Genomic DNA, 24,038 nt, shown 5'->3' with positions numbered 1-24,038 from the left:
TCCGATGCAGCTTCCCGAACACATTCCCACGCCTGTCTTCGTACTGGATGCAGCGCGCCTGCGCGCGAACCTTGAAACGGCGAAACGTGTTCGGGAGGAAGCCGGCTGCAAGATCCTGCTGGCAACCAAGGCATTTTCCCTGCCTGCCGCCTTTCCGATGATGACGGACTATCTGGACGGCACCACGGCCAGCGGCGAGCATGAGGCCATCATGGGACATGAGAGCTTTGGCAAGGAAGTGCATGTATACTCGCCCGCCTACACACAGGCCGAGGTGGAACGCCTGACCGAAGTGGCCGAGCACATCTATTTCAACTCCATCGAACAACTGGACCGGTTTGCGGACATTGCCCGCAATGCCGGCGCCAAGGTCGGCCTGCGGGTCAATCCTGGCTACTCCAATGCGACGCTGGGCGGAGACCTGTACAATCCGTGCGCGCCGGGCAGCCGGTTTGGCGAAGTGCCGTCGAAACTGGATCAGGTGAACTGGTCCGGCATCGACATCTTCCACGTCCACGCCCTGTGCGAGAGCCTGCACGAAGGGTCTGTCGGCCTGATCGAATTCGTAGCCGACAATTTCGGGCAATACATCGAACAGGTCAGTACCGTGAATTTCGGCGGCGGGCACTTCCTGAACAAGGAAGGTTACGATGTCGACGCGCTGATCGCGGCCATCAAGGCGTTCAAGGCGCGATTTGGCGTGAAGGTTGTTCTGGAGCCCGGCGCGGGCCTTGTTGTGAATACGGGCGAGCTTTACGCCACCGTCCTCGCCCTGCACTGGAATGAGGTGGATCTGGCGATCCTCGACGCCTCGGCCTCCACCCATATGCCCGACGTGCTGGAAGTGCCCTACCGGCCGGACGTGATCGGCGCCGGCCAGCCCGGCCAGAAGGCCCACACCTATCGCTTCGGCGGCAAGACCTGCATGACGGGTGACGTGATCGGCGACTACTCCTTTGACGCACCCCTCAAGCCCGGCGATACGATCATCTTCACAGACCAGATGCATTATTCCTTCGTCAAGACTAACACGTTCAATGGCACGCCGCTGGCAAATCTGGCGGTGCGCTGGGAGGATGGCATCATCGAAAGCCTGTCCGATTTCGGCTACGAGGAATTTCGGCGCCGCCTGGGGCGCTGATTGATCAGTTTTCGAACTTGATCATCTGATCATTCCCGAGCGAAGGAATGCGCCCTCGCGCCTTCGCCACGGCGTCCAGGTCAAGGTCGGCCAGGATCACACCGGGTGCATCGTCCGCCTTTTCCGCCAGCACATCTCCCCAGGGCGAGACGATCAGGGAATGGCCGAAGGTCTCCCGGCCATCTTCATGGCGCCCGCCCTGCGCGGGGGCAATGACGAAACTGCCGGTCTCGATGGCACGGGCCCGGACGAGGACATGCCAGTGTGCCTGACCCGTCACCCGCGTGAAGGCCGCCGGAATGGTCAGGATGTCGGCGCCCGCCTGCGCCAGTCTGCGATACAGGTGCGGGAAGCGGACATCATAGCAGATCGTCATCCCTAGCGTGCCGAACTCGGTCTCCGCCAGCACAGCGCGCTCCCCCGGCCGATAGGACCGGCTTTCGCGATAGCTTTGCCCGTCGCCTACTTCGACATCGAACATGTGGATCTTGTCATAGCGCGCGCGGATGGAGCCATCGGACGCGATCAGGAAGGAGCGGTTTGCGAGGCGGTCCTCGCCCTCCAGCGTCACCGCGAGGGAGCCGATGAGGAGCCAGATGCCAAGCTCCGCCGCCAGCGCACGCAGTGCGGCCAAGGTCTGATCGTCCGCCTCCGCAACAATCTTCGGCCGCGCCATGCCGGGGCGGATGTCCAGCAAATTGGTCATTTCCGGTGTTGCAACCAGCTGCGCCCCCTTCCCCGCCGCCTCACGGATGAGGGCAGATGTCGCCTCGATGTTCGGGGCCACTTCCACACCGGAGCGCAACTGGACACAGGCAATTCGAAGCTGGGTCATGGCGCAACCCTATCGCAGAACGCCCGGTCTGACAGCTGGATTCGCAAACTCCGCGAACCAGTCCAGCGCCGCTTGCAAGGCAAGGTCTGGCCCATCGCCATTGTCTGCCAGAACAATGTGAGGCGGCGACCAGACATGGCGCGGCGTGCCGTCCAGATGCGCCAGATCATAAGTGGGAATGCGGATGGGGTACCCTGTCCGGCTGAGCGTGAAGGTTTCGACGCCGCCAGCCAACCGTGCCATGTCGCTGCCGAAAACGTCTCCCCGCCCGGCGCCGTCGAACCCGACCGCAAGGCCTTCCCCCATGCTGCCGGTCCACCGCCCGACCAGCACGGCAACCGGCCCTTCGGCCGTCCAGGCACCATGGGGTTCGGCGACCTTGACCCATTCAGGACCATCCGTGGGCCGAATGCGCTGATAGGCGGCTGAATCTGACAGAAACCGGCCAAGAATGGGTTCAGCGATATCCGTGCTGCCCCCGCCGGGCGTATCCCGGAGATCCAGAATCCAGAACCGCGCTCCCCGCAGCGAGTCCATGGCCGCATCGAATGCAACAACCGTCGAGGTCTCGCCGAGGGAATCATTGAGGCGAATGTATCCGACTGCCCCGTCGATCATGCGAGCCGTGAGCGGCGATTCAGGTGGGACGACCGCACGACCTTCCAGGGTCAACTCATGGGACTGGCCATCACGCAGAATGGTTACGGATCTGGGCTCATCCCGATAGCCGGCCGCCGCAGCGTTGAGGGCCCAGTTCCGCTGCGCTTCGGAGGCGGCAGTGTCCGGGGGCTGAAGGCGGGATCGCAAGGCATCGCCCAGCGTGCGGCCGTTCACGGAGACAATCTGATCCCCCACCGCCAGCCCTGCCTGCGCGGCAGCGCTGCCTGCGCGCACAGCGATGACCCGATCCTCCTCCAGCCAGTAATCTGCCCCGGACGGCACAAGACGTGGTGAAATCGATGAATTGGTCCCGAACGTAATGTGCGGATCATGCAGCGCGTCGGTCAGGGTCTCCAGAACGCGCAATTGCTCCGGCCGGGTCGACACGTGACCCGCTTGATCCGGCAGGTGGCGGCAGGTTGCATCCCAGCCCGGTTGCCGCTTGTCCAGATAGACATAGTTCGCGCGGACCAGGTCACACAGTTCCTGTCCGTCCGCCAGTGTGTCCTGCTGAATGTCCGTCAAGGGCGCAACATGTGCGCACCCTGACAGAATTGCCGTCAGCAGGCAGAGCCCAAGCCTCATCCTTCCCAGTCGCTGAGCGCGGCGTCCAGGATCCCCGTCGCCTCACGGACATTCTCATCCGTGATCACCAGCGGGGGGGCCATGCGCAACACATTGGCGCCTGCGACCCCGACCAGAAGATTCTTCTCGCGGCAGACACCCTGAAGGCTTTTCGGATCGGACTTCATCTTGAGGCCGGTCAGCAGGCCCTTGCCGGTGACCGAGTCCACCTTGTCCGGATGGCTGTCGGCGAGGCTTTTCAGTCCCTGCGCCAGCGTGCCGGACACGCGGCGCACTTCGGCAAGAAATTCCTCGCTGGCGATGATATCCCAGACGACATTGCCGACGGCCATGGCCAGCGGATTGCCGCCATAGGTGGAGCCGTGGCTGCCGGGCTGCATGTGCTCACCGACTGCTTCAGTGGTCAGGCATGCGCCGAACGGGAAGCCGCCGCCGATCCCCTTTGCCGAGCAGAGAATGTCCGGCGCGGCCCCGTCCACCCATTCGTGGGCGAACAGTTTGCCGGTCCGGCCCATGCCGCACTGGACCTCGTCATAGATCAGCAGGATGCCGTGCTCGTCGCAAAGCTCGCGCAGTCCTTTCAGACAGGCATCGGGCATGGCACGCACACCGCCCTCTCCCTGCACGGGCTCGACAAAGACCGCCGCCGTCGTCGGCTGCGCCGCGGCCGCCTTCAGCGCGTCATGGTCACCCCATTCAAGATGCACGAAGCCCGGCAGTTTCGGGCCGAAGCCTTCCAGGTATTTCGGATTGCCGCCGGCATTGATGGCGCCGAGCGAGCGGCCATGGAACGCGCCGGTGAAGGTGATGATGTCGATGCGCTCTTCATTGCCATTGGCCCAATGATATTTCCGGGCCGACTTGATGGCGCATTCGACAGCCTCAGTGCCGGAATTTGTGAAGAAGACCCGGTCGGCAAACGTGTCGCGGCAGATCTTGTCGGACAATTCCTCGGCGCCCCGCACACGGAACATGTTGGATGTGTGCCAGAGCTTGCCGGCCTGGTCCTGAAGGGCTTCGACCATGGCCGGGTGGGCATGGCCGAGCGCGTTCACCGCGATGCCGGCAATGAAGTCGAGATATCGCGTGCCGTCCTCGGTGAAGAGGTAGACGCCCTCCCCCTTCTCGAAAACCTGTTCCGGCGGCCGGTAGACCGGCATGATGTGCTGGCGCGGATCGCTCATGATAACTCCCTTGCGTGCGCAATACCTTGTTTGGCTCCACGCTTGGCCGCGCCGCTGGGGGAAGTCAACTCACGGGCTGGCAGCCGCAGGGGGCGCGATGGCCCTTGAGCAAGGCTAATGAATTGCATGAAAAAAATTTAATCGAAAAACGATAATAATGATTGACGTTTTTCGATAAGGTCTTATTGATAATCAAGAAGCCAAGACGGGCCGGGGTGATGTCCAAAAACGCCCCCTACCTCACCTGAGCCGTTGCTCCGGAACGTCTTGGTGGACCCCAGCCCGCCCGCGCGATGAAAAAAGGCGCGGAGAGCTTCCACCAGCTTCCGCGCCTTCCACCGTTTGCAGCGTTTCCTCCCAGAAACTTGCCGTGTCATATGGCCGCGCTTTAACGCGTGTGTCAAGATTGTGAATTCAAATTTTTCAATCCGAGCAGTTCTTCAACTTTTGCTGCAGTGCGCAATAAAGACAGGGACTTGCGCGCCGCCGGATTCCAGTCGGCATGGGCAGAGGCGGCGAGCACCGCCTCGCTTTTCAGGATTATTCCATCTGAAACTATTTTGAGCCCGTTTGCCTTCAGCGTGGCCCCGGTAGACGTGATGTCCACGATCACGTCCGCGGCGCCTGTGGCGGGGGCCGCTTCGGTTGCCCCGGCGCTTTCCACGAGGCGGTATTCCCCCACGGACTTGGCCGCAAAGAAGCGCCGCGTCAGGCGCATATATTTGGTTGCCACCCTCAAACGCCGGTGATGCGCTTTCCGGAAGGCCGCGCCGGCCGCTTCAAGGTCTGCCATCGTGTCCACATCGAGCCAGGCCTGGGGCACTGCCACAATTACATCCGCGCCGCCGAAGCCGAGTCGCTCCAAAACGTGGAAATCCTCCGGCCCGGTCGGGGCAAGGTCATGCAGCAAGTCTTCACCGGTCACACCGGCATGTATGCTTCCATCGACCAGCCCCTGCGCAATCTCGCGGGCGGACAGGAGACGCATGTCCACCTCGCCCAGTCCGGTGATCTCGGCCTGATAGCCTCGCTCCCCGCCGATCTGGCGAACTTCGAACCCCTGCGCGCGCAGCCAGGCCTCGGACTTTTCCTTCAGCCGCCCCTTGGACGGAATTGCCAGCGACAGGATGCTCATGCCGTCTCTCCTTTTGCACGCAGGATCCGGTCGGGACGCACCACGCCGCCAATGCCGGACGCGGCGGCCCTGGACCGGGACAGGCCCTCGATCAGGCCGTCATACCGCCCGCCCGACGCGAAGGGCTGGCGGGAGCTGAGATTCTGGCCGAATGTCTCGAAGACGAAGCCGTCATAATAGGTGAACCGGCGGCCGAAGCCTGACCGGAACCGGGCTTCCGTTGTCAGTTCGGGGGCTGCGGCGAGCATGGCATCCATGCGCCGGGCGACACGCTCGATCGCATCATGCATCCGGTCAAGGCCATGCCGGCCAGCAATGGCGCCCAGAACATCTGCCGCCTCACCCGCCGGGCAGTTGACGCCTGCCAGGTCAGAAAGCGCTGCCCGCGCGGCCTCCGGGATGCCGCCAGCGGCGTGGACTGCCGCCTGGCCACGCAGGCCGGCGACGATTTCGGCCACGCTTCGCGTGCCGATCATGGGAATGCCGCGTGCGGCGATCACGGTCAGAAAGGCTGCCTCGGCCTCTTTCGCGCTTGCCGCGTCCAGCACGGGCTGCAGATCCTCTGCCGGGGCCTGCGGCGCTGCGGCCAACAAATCGCTGACCCCGCCTTCCTGCCGAAAGGCCCGCTTCAGCAGGTCTGTCGTGATCCGCGCCAGGCCGAGCGCATCGACAAAGGCCGGAAAGATCGAGAGATCGCCCATCTCGGTCGCGGCGGGAGTCACGTCACAGGCCGCGACGGCCTCCCGCACCAGCGCAAACGCCTCGGCATCACACGCGGCGCTGCTGTCCTTGCCGAACCATTCGAAGCCGACCTGAGTGAACTCCATCGGATCGCCCCCGGCAGCCGGCAGGCGGAAGGCCCGGGCCGCATAGGTGTAGGCCTTTGCGCCGTCGCCGCCTGCGGCCCGGCGGTCCGCTTCCAGTCCCGCCACCGGCAGAGTCAGGTCGGGCCGCATGACCATTTCACTTCCGCGATGATCGGAAAACACACAAAGGCGGGCGCGCACTGCCTCCCCCGACAATTCCAGCGGGATGTCGGACGGCAGGATGTAGGCCGGGTCGACCGGCTCGGCGCCTGTCGCCTCGAAAACGCCGCGGGCCGCCGCGACGAGGGCGTCATGTGTCATTTCTGGGCCTCGACGATCTTGCGGATGGCCTCGACCATGTCTGCACGCGGCACCTCGAACTGGCCGGGGCGCGCTTCGCGATACTCTTCATTGGACTTGATGGCCTTGGCCTTCAAAGCGCCCATCTCAAGATCCTTGATCGTGACCGTGCCCTTGGCGAGTTCATCTTCGCCCACCATGATGGCGGCGGGAGACGATCTGCGGTCGGCATATTTCATCTGCGGCCGCATGCCGGACGATCCCATATAGGCTTCGGCCCGAATGCCCGCGCGGCGCAGCTCGGTTGCGATCTGCAAAGCGATTGACGGGTCTTCCTTGTCGAAATTCAGGACAACGACCGGGCCATCCAGCTTCTCGGTCTCTCCCATGATGTGCATCGCAGCAGCAAGCCGCGAGATGCCGATGGAGAAGCCGGTCGCCGGCACGGTTTCTCCGGTGAAGCGGGCGACCAGGTCATCATAGCGACCGCCGCCGCCGATCGAGCCGATGCGATAGGTCTTGCCATCCTCACCGGTCACTTCGCGCAGCAGCTCGGCTTCATAAACAGGGCCGGTATAGTATTCGAGGCCGCGCACGACCGACGGGTCGATCACGACGTCCCCTTCAGGCGCACCAAGCGCTTCCAGCGCCTTTGCGATGGCTGCGAGTTCCGCAAGTCCGGTCTTGCCTTCTTCGGTGTCACCGGTGGCCTTGGCCAGATTCTCGAGCGTTTCGGCCCGTGTGTCCGCGCCCGCCTGCGCGAAGGCAAGCACGCGCTTGACTTCCGCCGCGCCGAGCCCTGCGCCTTTTGTATAGTCGCCGCTTTCATCCATGCGGCCATCGCCGAGCAGGTCCGCGACGCCGTCAACGCCCAACCGGTCCAGCTTGTCGAGGGCCCGCAGGATCGCGAGGCGCGTTTCGGCCTTCGCCGCACCCACGCCATCCAGCACCCCGTTCAACAGGCGGCGCGTGTTCACACGGATCACGAACTCGCCCGTCTCCATACCGACTGCGCGCAGCGCCTCGGCGCCCATCGCGATCATTTCTGCATCGGCGTGAAAGCCCGGCGCGCCAATCGTATCGGCATCGCATTGCCAGAACTCGCGGAAGCGGCCCGGTCCGGGCTTCTCGTTGCGCCAGACCGGCCCGGCAGCATACCGGCGGAACGGTTTGCCCAGCGACTGGCCCGCCTCCGCCACGAAGCGCGCGAGCGGCGCCGTCAGATCATAGCGCAGCGCCATCCATTGCTCGTCATCATCCTGAATGGCGAAGACGCCTGCATTCGGGCGATCATCATCCGGCAGGAATTTGCCGAGCGCATCGGCATATTCGAATGCGCCCGTCTCCAGCGCCTCGAACCCCCATTGGCGGTAGACGCCCGTGATGGTCTCGACCAGTCCGGCCTGCGCGTGAATTAGGCTTTCACGCTTGTCCGGGAAGCCTCGCGGCTTGCGGGCGAGGTCCTTGCCTGTGAGGGGCGGTGTGTCCTTGTCGCTCATGGTCGTCTCTGGTCCTGGTTGCCGACGCGCCCCGCATAGACGGAGACGCCCCGATTGGAAAGGCAACACGACGGCGCGGCACGGACCGGGGCGCAGCCTGCCTCATCTGATCTGGTTCCGGGAAATGAACACTTGCAGGAGACGCAGCCGAACCGGTTCGCGCCTCATCGGCGCGTCACGAATGGTGATGATGGTGGTGCAGTGCAATGTTCATTGCGTTGGCGGATACTGACGCCCTTGGCCGGAGTCAAGCTTGGTCGCGGGCCTCAAGCCTTGTCGCCCGGACGGACAAAGGGTTTCTGTGCACCATCGCGGCGCTCGATCACCTTGAAGATGCCGGTGCCGCGCATCAGCAGCTTGTCGCCGGTCCAGATGCGGCCTTCCACGGTGAAGACATCATCCTGACGGCCCACAACTTCGCCCTTGCCCTCGACAAAGCTGCCCATCGGCGCGCCGGACAGAAAGTCACACAGAAGGCGAACCGTGACCCACCAGGTGTCTTCATCCTTCTCCACCGCGGCGCCCCAGGCCATGTCCGCAAAGGTCATGACCATTCCACCATGCGCATTCATCATGCCGTTCGTGTGGTATTCTTCCACTCGGAAGGCGCGATAGACGCCGGTCTCGTCCCGCTTTTCGAACAGCGGCCCGATCTGTCGGCCGAAGCCGCGATGCCATGGCAGGATGGAATAGCCCTCGGGCGTTTCGAAAGTCTGGTTTCGGGTCAGGTCATCGCTCATGCGAAGCGGATTAGCGCCAAGTTTGCGCGAGGGCCAGAACTAACCATGCGTCAGTCGAGACCAACCGCCGCCTTGGCGCTCGCCTGGCGTTTGGCAACTGCCGCGACATCGAACCCTTCCAGGCTTTCATTGAACAGGCGATAGAAATTGAGCTCCGCCCCCAGGCGCAGGTACGCCGCGCCGAGTCCGATGGCGGCCCGGTCCATGAAGACGAACTCCCGCGGGATCTTCACCGGCCCCTTTTCCTTGAGCAGCCTGCGCACCTCAAAGGCTTCCTTGCGGCCATACTCGCCGGGACTGACGCCATCGGCGACGGACCGCACGCGATCATCCAGCAGAGGGCCATAGATGAAGCGCGCCCAGATATTGAGCACTTCCACCAGCTCCTTCGACAGGCCGCTGAACCCCCATTTTTCGTAGGCTGCATAGGCCGCGTCGAAATCATCCGCCAGGATGGCGCGGTAGAGGTCCACAACGCCGCTGACGAATTGCGGGGGGAAGATGCGGATGCAGCCGAAGTCCAGCAGGTTTAGGCCGGTGCCCTCCCCCGTCACCTGATAATTGCCGAGATGCGGGTCGCCATGAATGACGGCATGGGCGTTGAACGGCCCCCACCATGTCCAGAACAGCATTTCTGCGATCCGGTTGCGCACCTCCTGTGGTGCATCCTCGAACGCGTCGAGCCGCTGACCCGACACCCAGCTCATGGTCAGGAGCCGGTCCGTCGACAGGTCTTCCACCGGATCGGGAACCGTCACGAAATCCCGCTCCGAAAGCATATGGGCATAAAGCGCCATATGCTTTGCCTCGCGCGCATAGTCGAGTTCCTCGCGAAGCCGGTCAGTGATCTCGTCCACCATCTCGCTGGGGTCGATCGAGCCATCCATCCGCCGGAACAGGCCCAGCATGGTCTTCAACTGGCCGACATCGGATTCCACCGCGCTGGCCATGTCCGGATATTGCAGCTTGCAGGCGACCTGACGCCCGTCATGCAGCGTGGCGCGATGAACCTGCCCCAGGGAGGCGGCGTGCGCGGCCTCCTTTTCAAACCCTGCGAACTTCTCCTGCCAGCCTGGCCCCAGTTCGGCGCGCATGCGGCGCTTCACGAACGGCCAGCCCATGGCCGGCGCTTCGGCCTGCAGCTGGCTCAGTTCGGCGGCGTATTCCGGCGGCAGGAAATCCGGAATGGTCGAAACCATCTGGGCCACTTTCATCAGGGGCCCTTTCGACTTGCCAAGCGCCGCCGCCAGGGCACGTGCGATCTTCTCGTCGCCCTGATCGCCGCCAAACAGGCTCTGGGTGGCAAATGTCAGGCCCGCTCCGGACAGATTTGCACCAACCCGGGCCGTTCGGGCTATGCGTCCGGCAAGGCGATTGCGTTCCGGGTCTCGAAATGTTTGGCTGTCATCACTCATGGGCGGGATATAGGTCGCCGCCCGCCGAACAGCCACTGGGGAATGAATGGGGGCCATGCGGCATATGACTCACGCCAGATGACAAACCCGTCATGTTTGGAGTATAGGCCCGCCTTCGCGATTTCCCGCGACAAGAACACTGACCGCCCAGAGAGTCTCCGGCCCGGGCACCGGACGTTAGAGTGTCCCGAATTCAAACGGCAGCGGCATGCAGAGTGCCAGCGCCAAACCGCGACCAGCAGGATTATCCGAATGTCTTACAAAACGCCCCTCACCGAGATTGACGAAGAGGCCGGCTTTGCCGTCGTCACGCTCAATCGCGCCGAGAGCCTGAATGCCTTGTGCGAAGAGATGATGAACGAACTGACCCATGCGCTGGACCGGTTCGAGGCGGACGAGAATATCGGCTGCATCATCCTGACCGGCTCGAAGAAAGCCTTTTCCGGCGGGGCGGACATCAAGGAGATCCAGGAAAAGACCTATCCGGAATCCTATTATGAGGATTTCATCAGCCGCAACTGGGAACGGGCTGCGCGCGCCCGCAAACCGGTCATCGCTGCGGTGGCGGGCTATGCCATCGGGGGGGGCTGCGAACTGGCGCTGATGTGCGACATCATCCTGGCGGCCGACAATGCCCGGTTCGGGCAGCCTGAAGTGCGCCTCGGCGTGATGCCCGGGGCGGGCGGCACGCAGCGCCTTGCACGTGTCATCGGCAAGTCAAAGACAATGGAATTGTGCCTTACCGGCCGGATGATGGATGCCGACGAAGCCGAACGCTGCGGCCTGGTCAGCCGCGTGGTGCCTGCCGACGAATTGCTGGACGCCGCCCGGGACATGGCGCGCACCATCGCTTCCATGCCGCTGGCCGCGGCCATGATGACGAAGGAAGCGGTCAAGATCGCCTATGAAACGCCCCTTTCCCAGGGCATCCAGTTCGAACGCCGTCTCTTCCAGTCCCTCTTCTCGACCGATGACCAGAAAGAAGGCATGGCGGCCTATGTCGAAAAGCGTTCAGCGCACTTCAAAGACAAGTGATGTAGAAAGCCCCGTCACACCTGCTATTTCCTGCCATCAGGCCCAATTGCGCTGTTGACGCCTCCGCGCCGTTTATGTATTCCCCCGCCTTCAGCCCGAAGGGACCCCTTCGGGCCACAGGAGTTTGTTATGGCTAATACTCGTTCTGCCAAGAAAATGGTCCGCAAGATTGCGCGCCGCACTGAAGTGAACAAGGCCCGCCGCTCGCGCGTGCGCACCTTCGTTCGCAAGGTCGAGGAAGCAATCGAGGCTGGCGACAAGTCGGCAGCCCAGGAAGCCCTGCGCAATGCGCAGCCGGAACTGATGCGCGCCGTCACCAAGGGTGTGATGCACAAGAACACGTCATCCCGGAAAGTTTCCCGCCTGTCCGCCCGCGTCAAGGCAATGGGCTGAGCTGACCGTTTCACGGCTTTAAAGTTGAAACCCGCCTGATTGGTCAGGCGGGTTTTTTCGTGTCAAGATTGCCAATCCAGAAATCTGGACGTCTGCTCCGCCAGCCTCCTTGCTCATGGACATTTGATGGAAGGATTGCGAATTTGATCTTACTGGCAGGCTCCGCGATGCAGTAATGTGAGTGGTTTGCATTTTTGCATTTTCAACGGTGTCTTTTTTCTGGAAATCCACAGGCTTGTACGCTTGCCCCCTGTTGACAGAACAGTTGCGAACAAAAGTGCGAATCGACTCACTCACAAAAAAAGAGCAGGGCTCAACCTCCTGATTTATATGCGGTTTGAGGTACACGAAAAAGAGTCAACCAGCCAAAACCCGCTGTCAAAAAAAAGTAGCACTTGTCAGCAAAACACCGGTTGAGTAACTTCAATTTACCAACAGAAAAGTTCTCCCGACACGGAGTATTTGTGTGTCCGGATCCAGGTTCGGAACGGGAACTGTGTGCCAGTTGGTCAGGGTGAAATATAATTAGAAAATGGGGCTCGGCATGGACGGGAACAGACTCTTTGATTCAAAAACTGGCGTAGACTTCAACGACAACAAGAACAACAAGAACGCTCCGGGCAAAGAGATTTGGCTCTCCGTCAAGGCGCACCTCGCAACGATCCTGAACAAGGCGGACTATGACCGCTGGATCGACGGACTCCGGCTGGTGGCCGAGTTCAATGGCGAAATGGTGATTGCCGCGCGCGACCCGCTGGATTTCGACCGGGTGGACGGCACACACCGGCATGCGATCCAGCGCATCTGGCGCGAGCATGATCCGGCCCGGCGCGCCGTCAAGCTGGTTTGCTGGCGCAATGCTCCGGCCGACCTGGTGGAAAATGTCGAGGACCCCTGGGCCCGTGACGAGACACCTGTGGTCGAAACTACCGAAGCTGCCTCGACCGGCGTCGCCACCGGTGCCCCGGTGATGAGCTTCGACACGCTGGTCACCGGCGAGGCCAATGAACTGGCCGTGCAGATGGCCAGACGCATTGCGGGCGGATTGCCGGTCGGGACGCTGACAACCTTGTTCTACGGGCTTCAGGGCACCGGCAAGACGCATATTCTTCACGCGCTGAAAGCCGCCGCCGAGCGTCGCAGCGATGACTGCCATGTCGTCTACCTGACGGCAGAGGAATTCCTGTCATCCTATACCGACGGGGTGAAGGTGAAGGATACGAGCGCGCTGAAGAAGCGGCTGCGGGCCGCCACGATCCTGATGATCGATGACCTGCACCGCATCAGCGGCAAGCCGGGCACGGAAACCGAGCTGTTCCAGAACATCCGCGAAGTCACCGCAAATGGCGGGCATGTCGTGCTGGCCGGTGACAAGGCGCCCGGGGACGTGACCGGCTTCAGCCCCCGCATGATCAGTGAGCTGAAAGGGGCCACCACTGTCGAGGTCGGCGCTCCCGATGCCGGCATGCGCCAGCAGATCATGCGGAGCCTGGCCGACCATATCCAGGCTGGCCATCCGGACTTTGTGGTGAGCGACGAGATGATCGCCGAGTTCAATGCCGGCATTCGCGGACAGGCCCGCGAAATGACGGGCGCCATCTGGAACCTCTACACAGAGGCCGCCTTCGGCATCCGCACGCCCACGCTGGACATGGTCCGCAAGATCATCCGCCGGACCGAAGGCGATGTCCGCCAACCCTCGATCGAACTGGTCAAGAAGGCCGCCATGAAGGTCTTCGACGTGACCAAGGCCGACATGGAAAGCCCCAGCAAGGCGCGCGCCGTGGTGTATCCACGCCAGATCGCCATGTATCTGTGCCGCGAACTGACCGGGAAATCCTTCCCGCAGATCGGCTACAGCTTCGGCAAGCGCGATCACACGACAATCCTCTACGCCCACCGCAAGGTGACCAAGGCGCTGAAGTCGGACACGGAACTGGCGACCGACATCAAGGCCGTCAGCGAAACCATTCTGGAGCTCCAGGCTGCGGGCATGAATTAGGGCATCTGCTGCCATTCCCACAGAAATGGTGATCGGCGCTTGGCTTTTACACGCGTTTGAGTAAGTGTGCTCGGCCCGCTCTTCCTTGAGAGCGGGCCGATTCCGCACCGGACAGTCAGGTTCGGGCGAAACCGGCTGGATTGGCGAACACTTCCGGGCCGCGTCCTGACGGCCCTCGACGAACGGAACGGACGATGAAACTGACGATTGAACGCGGCGACCTGCTCAACGCGCTGTCCCATGTGCAGAATGTGGTCGAGCGCCGCAACACGATTCCGATCCTCTCCAACGTCCTGCTGCAGGCAGGCAATGGCGAGCTGAAGCTGACGGCAACCGATCTCGACATCGAGGCCGTCGACAGCGCCGACGCCACTGTTGCCCGAGACGGCGCGATCACTGCGCCGGCCGGAACGCTGTTCGACGTCGTCCGGAAACTGCCGGCCGGGTCCGAGGTGGAACTGGAAGTCCAGCCGGAAGGCCAGCGCCTCATGATCACGGCCGGGCGTTCGCACTTCGAGCTGCCCACCCTGCCCGCCTCCGACTTCCAGACCATGAGTTCGGACGACACGGCCACGAAATTCTCACTGGGCGGCAAGGAGTTCGCCCGCCTGATCGACAAGACCCGTTTCGCCATCTCCACCGAAGAGACCCGGTATTATCTCAATGGCGTGTACCTGCATGGCGCCAAGGCCGATGACGGCAATGCCGTGCTGCGCACCGTGGCCACGGATGGTCACCGCCTGGCCCTGGCGGAACTGCCCGCACCCGCCGGATCGGAAAACCTTGAAGGCATCATCGTGCCGCGCAAGGCGATTGCCGAAGCCCGCCGCCTGGTGGATGGCGTCGAGGACGATGTCGAGATCGAGGTGTCCGACACCAAGATCGTCGTGCGCGCCGGACGTGCCGTGCTGACCTCGAAACTGATCGATGGCTCGTTCCCGGACTATGGCCGCGTCATTCCGAAAGGCAATGACAAGCGCCTGACCATCGACAACAAGGCCTTCGAAGCTGCGGTCGACCGTGTGTCCACCGTGTCGGCAGAGCGCTCGCGGTCGGTGAAGATGTCCCTGTCGGATGGCAAACTGGTTCTGGCCGTGAACCATGCCGAAACCGGCGTCGGCAATGAAGAGCTGGAAGCCGAGTATGGGTCGGACGCAATGGAGATCGGCTTCAATGCGAAATACCTGCTCGACATTGCCGGCCAGATTGAAGCGGTCGAAGCGGAATTCATGTTCAGCGATCCGGCCTCGCCGGCCCTCGTGCTCGACCCGTCGGATGACAGCGCCCGCTATGTTCTGATGCCGCTGCGCGTCTAGCCTGCCAATGGCCGGGCCTGCCCGGCATGGGCTGCCCGGACGAATGGAATGACCGCGCTCACCCGCCTGACCTTGACCGATTTCCGCAATTATGCGTCGCTCAGCCTGCCCCTCGACGGGCGGCATGTCTGCCTCTACGGCGCGAACGGGGCGGGCAAGACCAATCTGCTCGAGGCCGTCAGCCAGTTGGGCCCGGGCCGGGGCCTGCGCTCTGCCACGCTGCAGGACATGACGCGCAAGGATGCGCCCGCCGGATGGGCCGTGTCTGCCCGCCTTGCATCCGACCAACGGATTGGCGTGGGTCTCGAGACCAGCCCGAGCACGAAACGGACGGTCCGCATAGATGGGGCACCGGCCACCGCGTCCGACCTCGCCGAACTTGTCCGCATTGTCTGGCTGACCCCCGCCATGGACGGCGTGTTCCGGGGCAGTACGTCTGACCGCCGGCGCTTCTTCGACCGGCAGGTGATGGCACACATGCCCACGCATGGTGCGGCGGCGGCGCGATACGAAAAGGCCATGCGCGAGCGCAATGCATTGCTGGAACGTGGCCATGTCGACCCGGCATGGGCTGACGCGATCGAGGCGCGCATGGCAGAGGCGGGCGCCGAGATGGCAATCAACCGTGCGCATGTGCTGGAAGCGCTGCAGGCAGCCATCAATGCACGGCCGGAAGGCTATTTTCCGAAAGCAGACCTCGCCCTGGAGGGCAGGTCCGAAGCGGCTGCAGGCGCAGGGGATGATTTCAAATCCATTTTCGAAGCGCTGGCAGACACGTTCCGCACGACCCGGCGCCGTGACATGGCCGCCGGCCGCACGATAGACGGGCCGCACCGCTCCGACCTGTCCGTGATTCACAGGCCAACCGGGGCCCCCGCAAAGGACGCCTCAACCGGCCAGCAGAAGGCGTTGCTGATCGGTCTGATCCTCGCATCTGCCGCCGCCTTGCGGGCAGAGGGAGACGGACCCTCTCCCCTGCTCCTGCTGGATGAGGCCGCAGCCCATCTGGATGCGGATCGCCGAGCAGCCCTGTTCGATGAACTGACCGCACTTGGCGGCCAGGCCTGGCTGACCGGAACGGAGGCCTTCCTGTTCGAAGCCTTTGGCGACCGGGCGCAGACCATCCGGATCGAGGATGGCCACGCCGCCAGCGATGCCTAGCTCTTGATGCGCAGGTCCGAAATCGACTTGGCGATCTCGCGATAGACTTCCTTCAGCTCTTCGCCATTGGAGGCGTCGAAGGCAAAGGCCGGGCTGGTCGCGCAATATTCCATGATGGTCCGGCCATCCGATGTCTTCTGGACATAGTCCGGCACCTGGAAACCTACCGTGTAGACCTGAACATTCGACGGCTCCGATTTCATCGCGTCACACAGATCCTTGGCCTGCTGGAACGAATTCTTGCTCGCGGTGGGATGGGTCACATTGAAATCGCCGTCCGTCATCAGGATGACGGCCTTCGTGACATTCACCTCATCATACTCCCAGGGCGTGGCGGTTTCCGGCCAGATGTCCTTCCAGTTCGGGGAAACGAGATACCAGCCCCAGGCCACGCCCAGATGGCCCGCCGTGCCGCCATTGGCCGTCATGCTGTTCACATGGGCGGTCAGGGCCGCCTTGTCCTCGGTCAGCGGAACAGGTCCGGTCTGGCGGCAGGTGGCATAGTAGAAATCAAGCGCTCCGGTGGACCCGTTCGCCCCGCCATTCTCGATTTCATTCTCGCCGCGATACTTGTCCCGGTCTCTGTCATAGAAATTCCAGCGCGGATTGCCGGCCCCGATCCAGGCGAAGCTTCCGGGTGCGGCATCGCTGTCTGCCTGAGATCCGGTCCGCTCATAGACGCATGTGTCGCGCGCCGACGAGTCTTCCCAGAACCAGCGCGCCACGTCCCAGTCATAGTCGCCATGCTGGTTGCAATCATCCGGATCGGATTCGGTACAGGTCCCGGTCTCGTAATACATGAATCGCTTGCCGGTGGCCTGATCATACATCCGGGCACCATTGTAGGAATTGTAGTTGCTGATGCCATTGCTGTTCGACGTGTCCGCCGGGATGGTGACGCCGCGCGTCACATCATCGAACCAGGCCCCGGCATTGACCGCATTGTTGTAGGTGACAATCCCCAGCCGGACGCTTCCATCGCGCACCTGATCGTCGGGCAACAATTCGTCAAAGGCCGTCACCGCCGCCGTCTTGAGGGATGACAGCCGGTTGTTGCTGTTCATCGACCCCGAAACATCGAACACGAAGGCCACATCGATCTTGCCGACCGAAAAGGTCGATGTGGACGACACGTTGAAGCTCATATCGTCATTTCCGAACAAGGTGGAAATGAAAGTCGGCTGGGTGCAGCGCATCTTGCCAAGAATGTCTTCGCTGTCCTCGGAGAAGGTGACGGAGACGGCCGTACAGTTCATGCCGCCGCCGGCTGAGTCGATCAGGGGCGACATGTAGGTACGGATGTCCGCGATCACTTCCTCGTCGGTTGCGCCCGCCTGGCGGGACAACGCCCCGGCCAGTACCGCCGAATCCATCGCATACTGGACCCGGGCCTGCTGGCGGAAGATGAATTCCAGATCAACGGCCAGCCCCACCAATGCGACGAGGGACGCCAGGATGAAGGCTGTCAGCATGGTGATATTGCCCCGGACGTCCCGGGCCAGCAGCTGCACGTTCCGAATGACGGCGCGAATGGACACGATGCGGACTCCCCTGTTTCCGGCTTTCCCGACAGCCGCCGGATTGTCCGACTTTCCGGTTTCGCGCCCCTTCACCCGATCCGGTAAAATCCCGGCCGGCGCGAAAGCACGCATTTACCAAGCGGATGCCCGGTCCGCCTTGGCCAAATGGACTGCGGGCGCTTGCCCTCGGGGCGGCATTCCGTGATATCGTGACCTCCGGATACCGATTCCCAGCCGAGGCAGACATGCAGCAATATCTCGATCTCCTGCAGGACATTCTGGACAATGGCCATGATCGCGCCGACCGCACCGGAACCGGCACGCGCGCCGTATTCGGACGCCAGATGCGCTTTGACCTGGCCGACGGCTTTCCGATGGTGACGACGAAGAAGCTGCATCTGCGGTCCATCATCATCGAACTGCTCTGGTTCCTGAAGGGCGACACCAACATCAGGTATCTGAAGGACAACAAGGTCTCGATCTGGGATGAATGGGCCGACGAGAATGGCGACCTTGGCCCGGTCTATGGCAAACAATGGCGCAGCTGGGCCGCGCCGGATGGCCGTGTGATCGACCAGATCCAGTGGGTATTGGACGAAATCCGCACCAATCCCAATTCCCGGCGCCTGATTGTGTCAGCCTGGAACCCGGCCGACGTGAATGACATGGCCCTGCCCCCCTGCCACTGCCTGTTCCAGTTCAACGTGATGGACGGCAAGCTGAACTGCCAGCTCTATCAGCGCTCAGCCGACGTCTTTCTGGGCGTACCGTTCAACATCGCGTCCTATGCGTTGCTGACAATGATGATGGCGCGGGCCACGGGGCTGGAGCCAGGCGAGTTTGTGCACACATTCGGCGACGCGCATCTATACCTGAACCATATGGAACAGGCACAGTTGCAGCTGACCCGTGCGCCGCGCGCATTGCCCCGGATGATCCTGAACCCGGACAAGACCGATTTGTTCGGATGGGAGTATGAGGATTTCACCGTCGAGGGCTACGAGCCCCACGCCCACATCAAGGCCCCGGTGGCCGTCTAGGCGTCTTTCAGCGCTTCCCATGCCGTCCAGGCGTCACCTGCATACATCAGGTTCGGGCCACCGCCCATATACACCGTCATGCCAAGCGTTTCGGCGACTTCCTCATCGGTTGCGCCAAGGCGCTTCAGGGCCTTGGTATGGAATCCGATGCAGCCATCGCATTGTTTCGCGACGCCGATGGCCAGAGCAATCAGTTCCTTGGTCTTGGTGTCCAATGCCCCTTCAGCCAGAGCCGCCTTGGCCATGGCGTTGAACTGATTGATCGTCTCCTTGGCGCCCGTGCCGCGCAGCCCGGAAATACCGGCACTGATCGCTCCGGTAATCGCGTCATAATCCTTTTTGCCGTCTGCCATGATCGACTCCTTATTTGCATATTTGCGCAAATATGCATGTTATTGGAGCATCAGCAATATGGAGAATTCCGGATTTCGCAGTCAGGCGGCCGCCGGATCGACCTTTCCCAAATCCTCCCGCCGCCGAATGATGGCCGACACGATCACCGCCCCCACCATCTTGCCGATCACGAAGACGATCCAGTTCCAGACATGCAGGGAATTGCCCGGGTCCATGCCGAGTTCCATCTGTTTGGCCAGATCCGCGCCATAGAGAAACACGGTTGTATCCACCGGGGCGGCGAGCGCGCTGGACAGGAGGATCCGCGTTGACAGGCGGTATTTGGTGAAAGTGAACAACAGCCAATCGACGCCCTCGGAGATCGCAAACGCCACGCCGCTTGCCAGCGCGATCACCGGCCAGGCGTAGTAGAACGACCAGGCAATCGCCAGGGCCATCACGATCAGCACCCGGTGCCCCATTTCCCGTTGCACGAAGTCACGGATCACGAACACCATGCCGGTCACCATGGTCATCGGGTGAAGGGACACGCCTTGCGCGGTCAGGCCGGTGCCTGTCGGAGCGACCACCTGAAACTCGGGAATGACGCCGAACGACCAGTTCAGGAAGGGAATCAGCGCCACATAGACAAGCGCCCAGCCACGTCCTCTCAACAGCCAGATCGCCAGGAACGACAACAGGAGGGCGGGCATGGCCCAGCCAATCTGGGCCGGGTTTCCATTCGTCAGGATGTCTACAAACGTTTTCATAACACCGAACTCCTGCCGAACTGCGTTTCCTGTTGTAAAAACTGAAGAAAGAAGGTTGCCTTCCCCCTGCGAAACCGTCTCTCCATGTATCACCACAGTCTCACGGGGTCACAAGGGCCTGCGGTGAATTCGATTAGTTTGTAGATTGGATCGGTCAGTATGCCGGCACATGTGAAACTCTGCCTCATCGCCGCCCGGGCCCGCAACAATGTGATTGGGGCGGCAGGTGATCTGCCCTGGCGCCTCAAGGGCGACCTGGCCTTCTTCAAGTCGGCCACGCTGGGCTGTCCCATCATCATGGGCCGCAAGACCTGGGAAAGCCTGCCGGTGCGCCCGCTGAAGGGCCGCGAGAACATCGTGATGACCCGCGACTGGGCCTATGATGCCGAAGGCGCGCGCGTCTATTCCAGTTTTCCCGCCGCGATCAACTCCGCGCGCGCCATCGCCGCCCGGACGGATGCCGACAAGGTGTTCGTGATTGGCGGGGAAACGCTCTACCGGATGGCCCTGCCCCTTGCCGACCGCCTCTATCTCACCGAAGTCGATGCCGAGCCCGAAGGGGATGCCTACTTCCCGGAGGTGGACACCAGCCTCTGGAAGGAAACCGGCGCCGAACGATATGAGGCCGACGAAGGCAATGATTTTGGCTTTACCATCCGCCAGTTGGACCGGGTCGGAGCGTTCACTTCTCCCTAGGATATCTGTTGTCGCGCTGAAGATCGCCGCCTAACCTCCTGTCAAAAACGGCAGGAGGAAACACGCCGATGGACTTCGAGATCATCACAACCGGATTGCGCTTTCCGGAAGGCCCGGTCGTCATGGCCGATGGCAGCATCATTGTTGTCGAGATCGAAAAGAAATGCATCACCCGGTGCTGGGGCGACGGCAAGACGGAAGTGATCGCCACACCGGGCGGCGGCCCGAACGGCCTCGCCATCGGACCTGATGGCGCGCTCTGGGTCTGCAATAATGGCGGATTCATCTACACCGAAATGGACGGGCTGCTGATCCCGGGGAACTGCCCGGACGACTATGATGGTGGTCGCATCGAGCGGATCGACCTGTCGACGGGCAAGGTCGAGCGCGTGCTCGACACGGTCGAGGGCCACAAGCTTAAAGGCCCGAACGATCTTGTCTTCGACAAGGCCGGAAACCTCTATTTCACCGATCACGGCAAGACCTATTCCCGCCATCGCGATTTCGGTGGCCTGTTCTTCCTGGCCAATGGCGCCAGCGAGGCCAGCGAACTCGACTTCCACTATACCAGCCCCAACGGCGTCGGCCTCTCGCCGGACGAACAGACCGTCTACATGGCCGATACGATGACCGGCCGGATGTGGGCCTTCGATCTGGAAAGCCCCGGTGTGATCAAGCCGGCCTCCCCGTTCAATGGCGGCCGCGTCGTCGCCACCATGCCCGGCCTGCAATATTTCGATAGCCTGGCCATGACAGCTGCCGGAAATGTCTGCGTCGCCACCATCCTGAATGGCGGCATCACGACCATCACCCCCGGCGGCGACTTCCACCATACGGCCTTCCCGGACCTGATCGTCACCAATATCGCCTTTGGCGGGGATGACATGCAGGATGCCTACATCACCCTGTCCAGCACGGGCCAGCTCGCCCGGTGCCGCTGGCCCGAACCCGGCCTGAAGCTGAACTTCAACGCCTGATACGGAACGGGTAAAATGGCGTGACTTGCAAACGGTCCAACGGTTCCGGCGAGATGGCTCGGAAACGACTGGACGGGTCGATAACCTCCAACCAGGTGCCTCTGTCATGAAGAACAAGATCATCGCAGCGCTGGCCGCGCTCCCGCTTCTGGCGACTGGCTGTGCAGCTGGCTCATCGCCTACAGCCCCGGTCGCTGCTTCAAAAGAATCCTCCGATTCTGGCGCGGACAATTTGACAACCCTGCTGGACGAGTTGGCGTTCTCAGGCACGCTCCTCGTCAGTAAGGGTGACGACATCCTGCTGCGCGAAGCGGTGAATGCGGCCCCGACCGAGGATGCTGCAGACGTCACCCTCGACACCCGCTTTCCCGTCGCCTCCATGACAAAGAGCTTCACGGCGGCATTGGTGCTGAAGCTGGTCGATGAGAAAAAGCTGGGACTGGACCAGACGCTGACCGAATTGTTGCCGGACTTTGATGCGCCCTATGCCGGCGAAGTCACGGTCCGCCACCTGCTGCAGAACCGGTCCGGCATTCCGCACTACATCGATATTCCCGGCTGGTTCAACAATGATGTGAAGCGCGCCTTCACGAACGAAACCTTCATCGAGGCGCTTGAGGGATTGGAACTGAAGTTCACCCCCGGCCGCGATTATCTGTACTCGAATGTCAATTACTTCCTGCTGGCGCTCATCATCGATCGCCATTCGGGAATGGATTACGAGACCCGTCTACAGACGCAGATCCTGGATCCGCTGGGCATGACCGAGACCCGTCAGCTCTACCAGGACAAGGGCGGCCTCGCCGTGAACTACCTGAAGAATGATGATGGCGTCTACGAAATCATCCCCGTCGTGAACCCGGTCCTGTTTCGCGGCACGGCCTCCATGGTGTCAACTGCGGACGATCTGAACATCTGGGGACATGCCGTCATGGATGGCGCTATCTATTCGGAGGCGGCCGCAGCAGAGGCCTTCCATACCGATACGCCCATGGCATGGAGCGTTTCGGAACTCCCTGTCTCGGACGACCGGAACGTCAGCGTCACCTACTATAATGGCCGCCTGATCGGCTATCTCAGCCTGATCATGCTGGTGCCGGAGGAGGATGGCGTGATCGTCATCCTCAACAACAATACGGTCGGCTATGACAACATGATCGGCCTTGCTGCGACGCTGGCCGCGGACCATTTCGGCGGCGAGGACTAATCCTCGAACACGATTTCCGGTGTCGGCCGCGAGGTCAGGCCGTCCAGTTCGATCGCCACGCGGTGGGCCAGTTCGTGAAACAGCTGTCCCGCGGCAGCGTCTGACAGAGCCGCAGGCTTGCCGGCATCGCCGCCTTCCCGGATGGCCTGCAACATCGGCAATTCGGCCAGCAGAGGCAGGCCCAGCGCAGCGGCAGTCGCGGCGCCGCCACCCTGCCCCATCAGGTAATGACGGGTGCCGGCCGGATCCTCGAACCAACTCATCGTCTCGACCACACCCAGCACAGGCACTTCAGTCTTGGCGAACATGGCCGCACCACGCCGCACATCCGCTAGCGCGACTTCCTGCGGCGTCGTCACGATCAGCGCCGCCGTCACCGGCACGCGCTGCGCAATCGTCAGCTGGGCATCACCGGTGCCCGGCGGCGTGTCGATGATCAGCACATCCAGCGGGGCGTCCTGTGTGCCCCAGTCAGCATCGTTCAGCATCTGCGTGATCGCGGACATCACGATCGGCCCGCGCCAGATCATCGGCGCATCCGGGTCGGACAGGTATCCGATGGACAGGGATTTCACCCCGCACGCCTCGACCGGTTGCAGCTTGCCGGTCTCCGGCGAGGTTTTCGGTTCGGCCGACACCGTCCCCAACATGGTCGGGATGGACGGCCCATAGATGTCGGCATCCATCAGGCCGACTTTCATGCCTGCCTTAGCCATGGCAATGGCCAGATTGACCGACACGGTGGACTTGCCGACCCCGCCCTTTGCGCTGGCGACCACGAGGATGCGCGAAATGCCCGGAAGGGATGATTTCGGCACGCTCGACGGTACGCGCCCCTGTTGCAACGCCTCGTCCGACAGCCGGGCGCCCTTCCCGACCCGCCGGGACGCAGGCGCAGGCGAGAGATTTACCTGTTTCTGCGGCGCTGCCGGCGCATGGGAGGAATGAGACGCATGCGCCGCGCGCTCGGCCGTGAGCACGCTGGTCACGGATTTCACGCCCGGGATCAGCTCCACCTTGCCCTCGGTCTCGATGCGGCGGGCCTCGGCGGCTTCCGGCGCTGCCGGATCGGCCTGGATGACCAGCACGGCGCGGCCATCCTCGCCAACCGAAACCGATTCGAGCCAGCCCGGCCGCCCGAGCACCTCGGCGATCTTTTCCTCGAGCTTTCGGCGTGATTTATCCTTCGATCCGAACAAACTGTGCGACTCCACTGCTCTTGATGCCTGCAAACAGGCATGCACTTATCATCAAAGCGCCTATATAGAACCCATGCACAGCAATACAG

22 protein-coding genes are annotated in these 24,038 nt (G+C 62.3%); 10 read left to right on the top strand and 12 right to left on the bottom strand.

Annotation, left to right across the window (positions count from 1 at the left end):
* Nucleotides 1-4 precede the first annotated feature (4 nt).
* Nucleotides 5-1,141, top strand: a complete 1,137-nt coding sequence (gene nspC, locus HF955_RS09495) for a carboxynorspermidine decarboxylase (protein WP_291079294.1) — start codon at nucleotides 5-7, stop codon at nucleotides 1,139-1,141.
* A 4-nt stretch (nucleotides 1,142-1,145) separates the two neighbouring features.
* Here nspC and HF955_RS09490 read toward each other — a convergent pair whose 3' ends face one another.
* The 8 genes from HF955_RS09490 to HF955_RS09455 all read right to left on the bottom strand — a co-directional run bounded on the left by HF955_RS09490 (nucleotide 1,146) and on the right by HF955_RS09455 (nucleotide 10,300).
* The gene (locus tag HF955_RS09490; protein WP_291079293.1) at nucleotides 1,146-1,976 is read right to left on the bottom strand and encodes a carbon-nitrogen hydrolase family protein; all 831 of its coding nucleotides are present in this window, start codon (nucleotides 1,974-1,976) and stop codon (nucleotides 1,146-1,148) included.
* Nucleotides 1,977-1,985: 9 nt separating this feature from the next.
* Nucleotides 1,986-3,161: a S41 family peptidase gene (locus HF955_RS09485; RefSeq protein ID WP_291079292.1), complete on the bottom strand. Its 1,176-nt coding sequence runs from the start codon at nucleotides 3,159-3,161 to the stop codon at nucleotides 1,986-1,988.
* A gap of 56 nt (nucleotides 3,162-3,217) precedes the next feature.
* A complete protein-coding gene (locus HF955_RS09480; protein ID WP_291079291.1) occupies nucleotides 3,218-4,405 on the bottom strand; it encodes an aspartate aminotransferase family protein in 1,188 nt (395 codons plus the stop codon).
* 400 nt (nucleotides 4,406-4,805) lie between these two features.
* Entirely contained in the window at nucleotides 4,806-5,540 is a 735-nt protein-coding gene (gene hisG, locus HF955_RS09475) for an ATP phosphoribosyltransferase (protein ID WP_291079290.1), read from the bottom strand.
* A complete protein-coding gene (locus HF955_RS09470; RefSeq protein WP_291079289.1) occupies nucleotides 5,537-6,667 on the bottom strand; it encodes an ATP phosphoribosyltransferase regulatory subunit in 1,131 nt (376 codons plus the stop codon). The genes hisG and HF955_RS09470 overlap by 4 nt, the downstream gene beginning before the upstream one ends.
* Nucleotides 6,664-8,145, bottom strand: coding sequence for a histidine--tRNA ligase (gene hisS / locus HF955_RS09465; RefSeq protein WP_291079288.1), 1,482 nt, complete (start codon nucleotides 8,143-8,145; stop codon nucleotides 6,664-6,666). Before hisS ends, HF955_RS09470 begins: the two co-directional genes overlap by 4 nt.
* A 266-nt stretch (nucleotides 8,146-8,411) precedes the next feature.
* Nucleotides 8,412-8,885, bottom strand: coding sequence for a PaaI family thioesterase (locus HF955_RS09460; protein ID WP_291079287.1), 474 nt, complete (start codon nucleotides 8,883-8,885; stop codon nucleotides 8,412-8,414).
* A 50-nt stretch (nucleotides 8,886-8,935) separates the two neighbouring features.
* Nucleotides 8,936-10,300: an AarF/ABC1/UbiB kinase family protein gene (locus tag HF955_RS09455; RefSeq protein ID WP_291079286.1), complete on the bottom strand. Its 1,365-nt coding sequence runs from the start codon at nucleotides 10,298-10,300 to the stop codon at nucleotides 8,936-8,938.
* A gap of 252 nt (nucleotides 10,301-10,552) precedes the next feature.
* Here HF955_RS09455 and HF955_RS09450 point away from each other — a divergent pair, with 252 nt between their 5' ends.
* The 5 genes from HF955_RS09450 (at nucleotide 10,553) to recF (ending at nucleotide 16,207) form a co-directional block, all read left to right on the top strand.
* Complete coding sequence (locus HF955_RS09450) at nucleotides 10,553-11,335, top strand: enoyl-CoA hydratase (protein ID WP_291079285.1); 783 nt, start codon at nucleotides 10,553-10,555, stop codon at nucleotides 11,333-11,335.
* Nucleotides 11,336-11,464: 129 nt separating this feature from the next.
* Nucleotides 11,465-11,728, top strand: a complete 264-nt coding sequence (gene rpsT, locus HF955_RS09445) for a 30S ribosomal protein S20 (RefSeq protein WP_027837026.1) — start codon at nucleotides 11,465-11,467, stop codon at nucleotides 11,726-11,728.
* A 544-nt stretch (nucleotides 11,729-12,272) separates the two neighbouring features.
* Nucleotides 12,273-13,730, top strand: coding sequence for a DnaA/Hda family protein (locus tag HF955_RS09440; RefSeq protein WP_291079284.1), 1,458 nt, complete (start codon nucleotides 12,273-12,275; stop codon nucleotides 13,728-13,730).
* Nucleotides 13,731-13,924: 194 nt separating this feature from the next.
* Complete coding sequence (dnaN, locus tag HF955_RS09435) at nucleotides 13,925-15,046, top strand: DNA polymerase III subunit beta (RefSeq protein WP_291079283.1); 1,122 nt, start codon at nucleotides 13,925-13,927, stop codon at nucleotides 15,044-15,046.
* 48 nt (nucleotides 15,047-15,094) lie between these two features.
* Nucleotides 15,095-16,207 (top strand): DNA replication/repair protein RecF, encoded by a 1,113-nt coding sequence (recF, locus tag HF955_RS09430; protein ID WP_291079282.1) that lies wholly within the window; start codon nucleotides 15,095-15,097, stop codon nucleotides 16,205-16,207.
* On the opposite strand, the gene HF955_RS09425 is transcribed toward recF, so the two are convergent.
* Nucleotides 16,204-17,745: a pilus assembly protein gene (locus HF955_RS09425; protein WP_291079281.1), complete on the bottom strand. Its 1,542-nt coding sequence runs from the start codon at nucleotides 17,743-17,745 to the stop codon at nucleotides 16,204-16,206. The two genes, recF and HF955_RS09425, sit on opposite strands and share 4 nt — an antisense overlap.
* Nucleotides 17,746-17,972: 227 nt before the next feature.
* Between HF955_RS09425 and HF955_RS09420 the strand changes: the two genes are divergently transcribed.
* Complete coding sequence (locus HF955_RS09420) at nucleotides 17,973-18,767, top strand: thymidylate synthase (RefSeq protein ID WP_291079280.1); 795 nt, start codon at nucleotides 17,973-17,975, stop codon at nucleotides 18,765-18,767.
* Here HF955_RS09420 and HF955_RS09415 read toward each other — a convergent pair.
* Together HF955_RS09415 and HF955_RS09410 are read right to left on the bottom strand one after the other, a co-directional pair.
* Nucleotides 18,764-19,120: a carboxymuconolactone decarboxylase family protein gene (locus tag HF955_RS09415; RefSeq protein WP_291079279.1), complete on the bottom strand. Its 357-nt coding sequence runs from the start codon at nucleotides 19,118-19,120 to the stop codon at nucleotides 18,764-18,766. The two genes, HF955_RS09420 and HF955_RS09415, sit on opposite strands and share 4 nt — an antisense overlap.
* A gap of 81 nt (nucleotides 19,121-19,201) precedes the next feature.
* Nucleotides 19,202-19,870 (bottom strand): hypothetical protein, encoded by a 669-nt coding sequence (locus tag HF955_RS09410; protein ID WP_291079278.1) that lies wholly within the window; start codon nucleotides 19,868-19,870, stop codon nucleotides 19,202-19,204.
* A 159-nt stretch (nucleotides 19,871-20,029) separates the two neighbouring features.
* Between HF955_RS09410 and HF955_RS09405 the strand changes: the two genes are divergently transcribed.
* From HF955_RS09405 to HF955_RS09395, 3 genes are all read left to right on the top strand, one after another.
* Nucleotides 20,030-20,566, top strand: a complete 537-nt coding sequence (locus HF955_RS09405; RefSeq protein ID WP_291079277.1) for a dihydrofolate reductase — start codon at nucleotides 20,030-20,032, stop codon at nucleotides 20,564-20,566.
* Nucleotides 20,567-20,634: 68 nt separating this feature from the next.
* A complete protein-coding gene (locus tag HF955_RS09400; protein ID WP_027837017.1) occupies nucleotides 20,635-21,543 on the top strand; it encodes an SMP-30/gluconolactonase/LRE family protein in 909 nt (302 codons plus the stop codon).
* Nucleotides 21,544-21,649: 106 nt separating this feature from the next.
* The gene (locus HF955_RS09395) at nucleotides 21,650-22,750 is read left to right on the top strand and encodes a serine hydrolase (RefSeq protein ID WP_291079276.1); all 1,101 of its coding nucleotides are present in this window, start codon (nucleotides 21,650-21,652) and stop codon (nucleotides 22,748-22,750) included.
* Here HF955_RS09395 and HF955_RS09390 read toward each other — a convergent pair.
* Nucleotides 22,747-23,949, bottom strand: coding sequence for an Mrp/NBP35 family ATP-binding protein (locus tag HF955_RS09390; RefSeq protein ID WP_291079275.1), 1,203 nt, complete (start codon nucleotides 23,947-23,949; stop codon nucleotides 22,747-22,749). The genes HF955_RS09395 and HF955_RS09390 overlap by 4 nt on opposite strands.
* Between the last annotated feature and the right edge of the window lie 89 nt (nucleotides 23,950-24,038).

Source organism: Hyphomonas sp., from assembly GCF_017792385.1.
In the GTDB taxonomy this organism is placed as follows: Bacteria; Pseudomonadota; Alphaproteobacteria; order Caulobacterales; family Hyphomonadaceae; genus Hyphomonas.
Note: the sequence above shows the minus strand (reverse complement) of the source record. Positions and strands in the feature narration are given on the sequence as shown.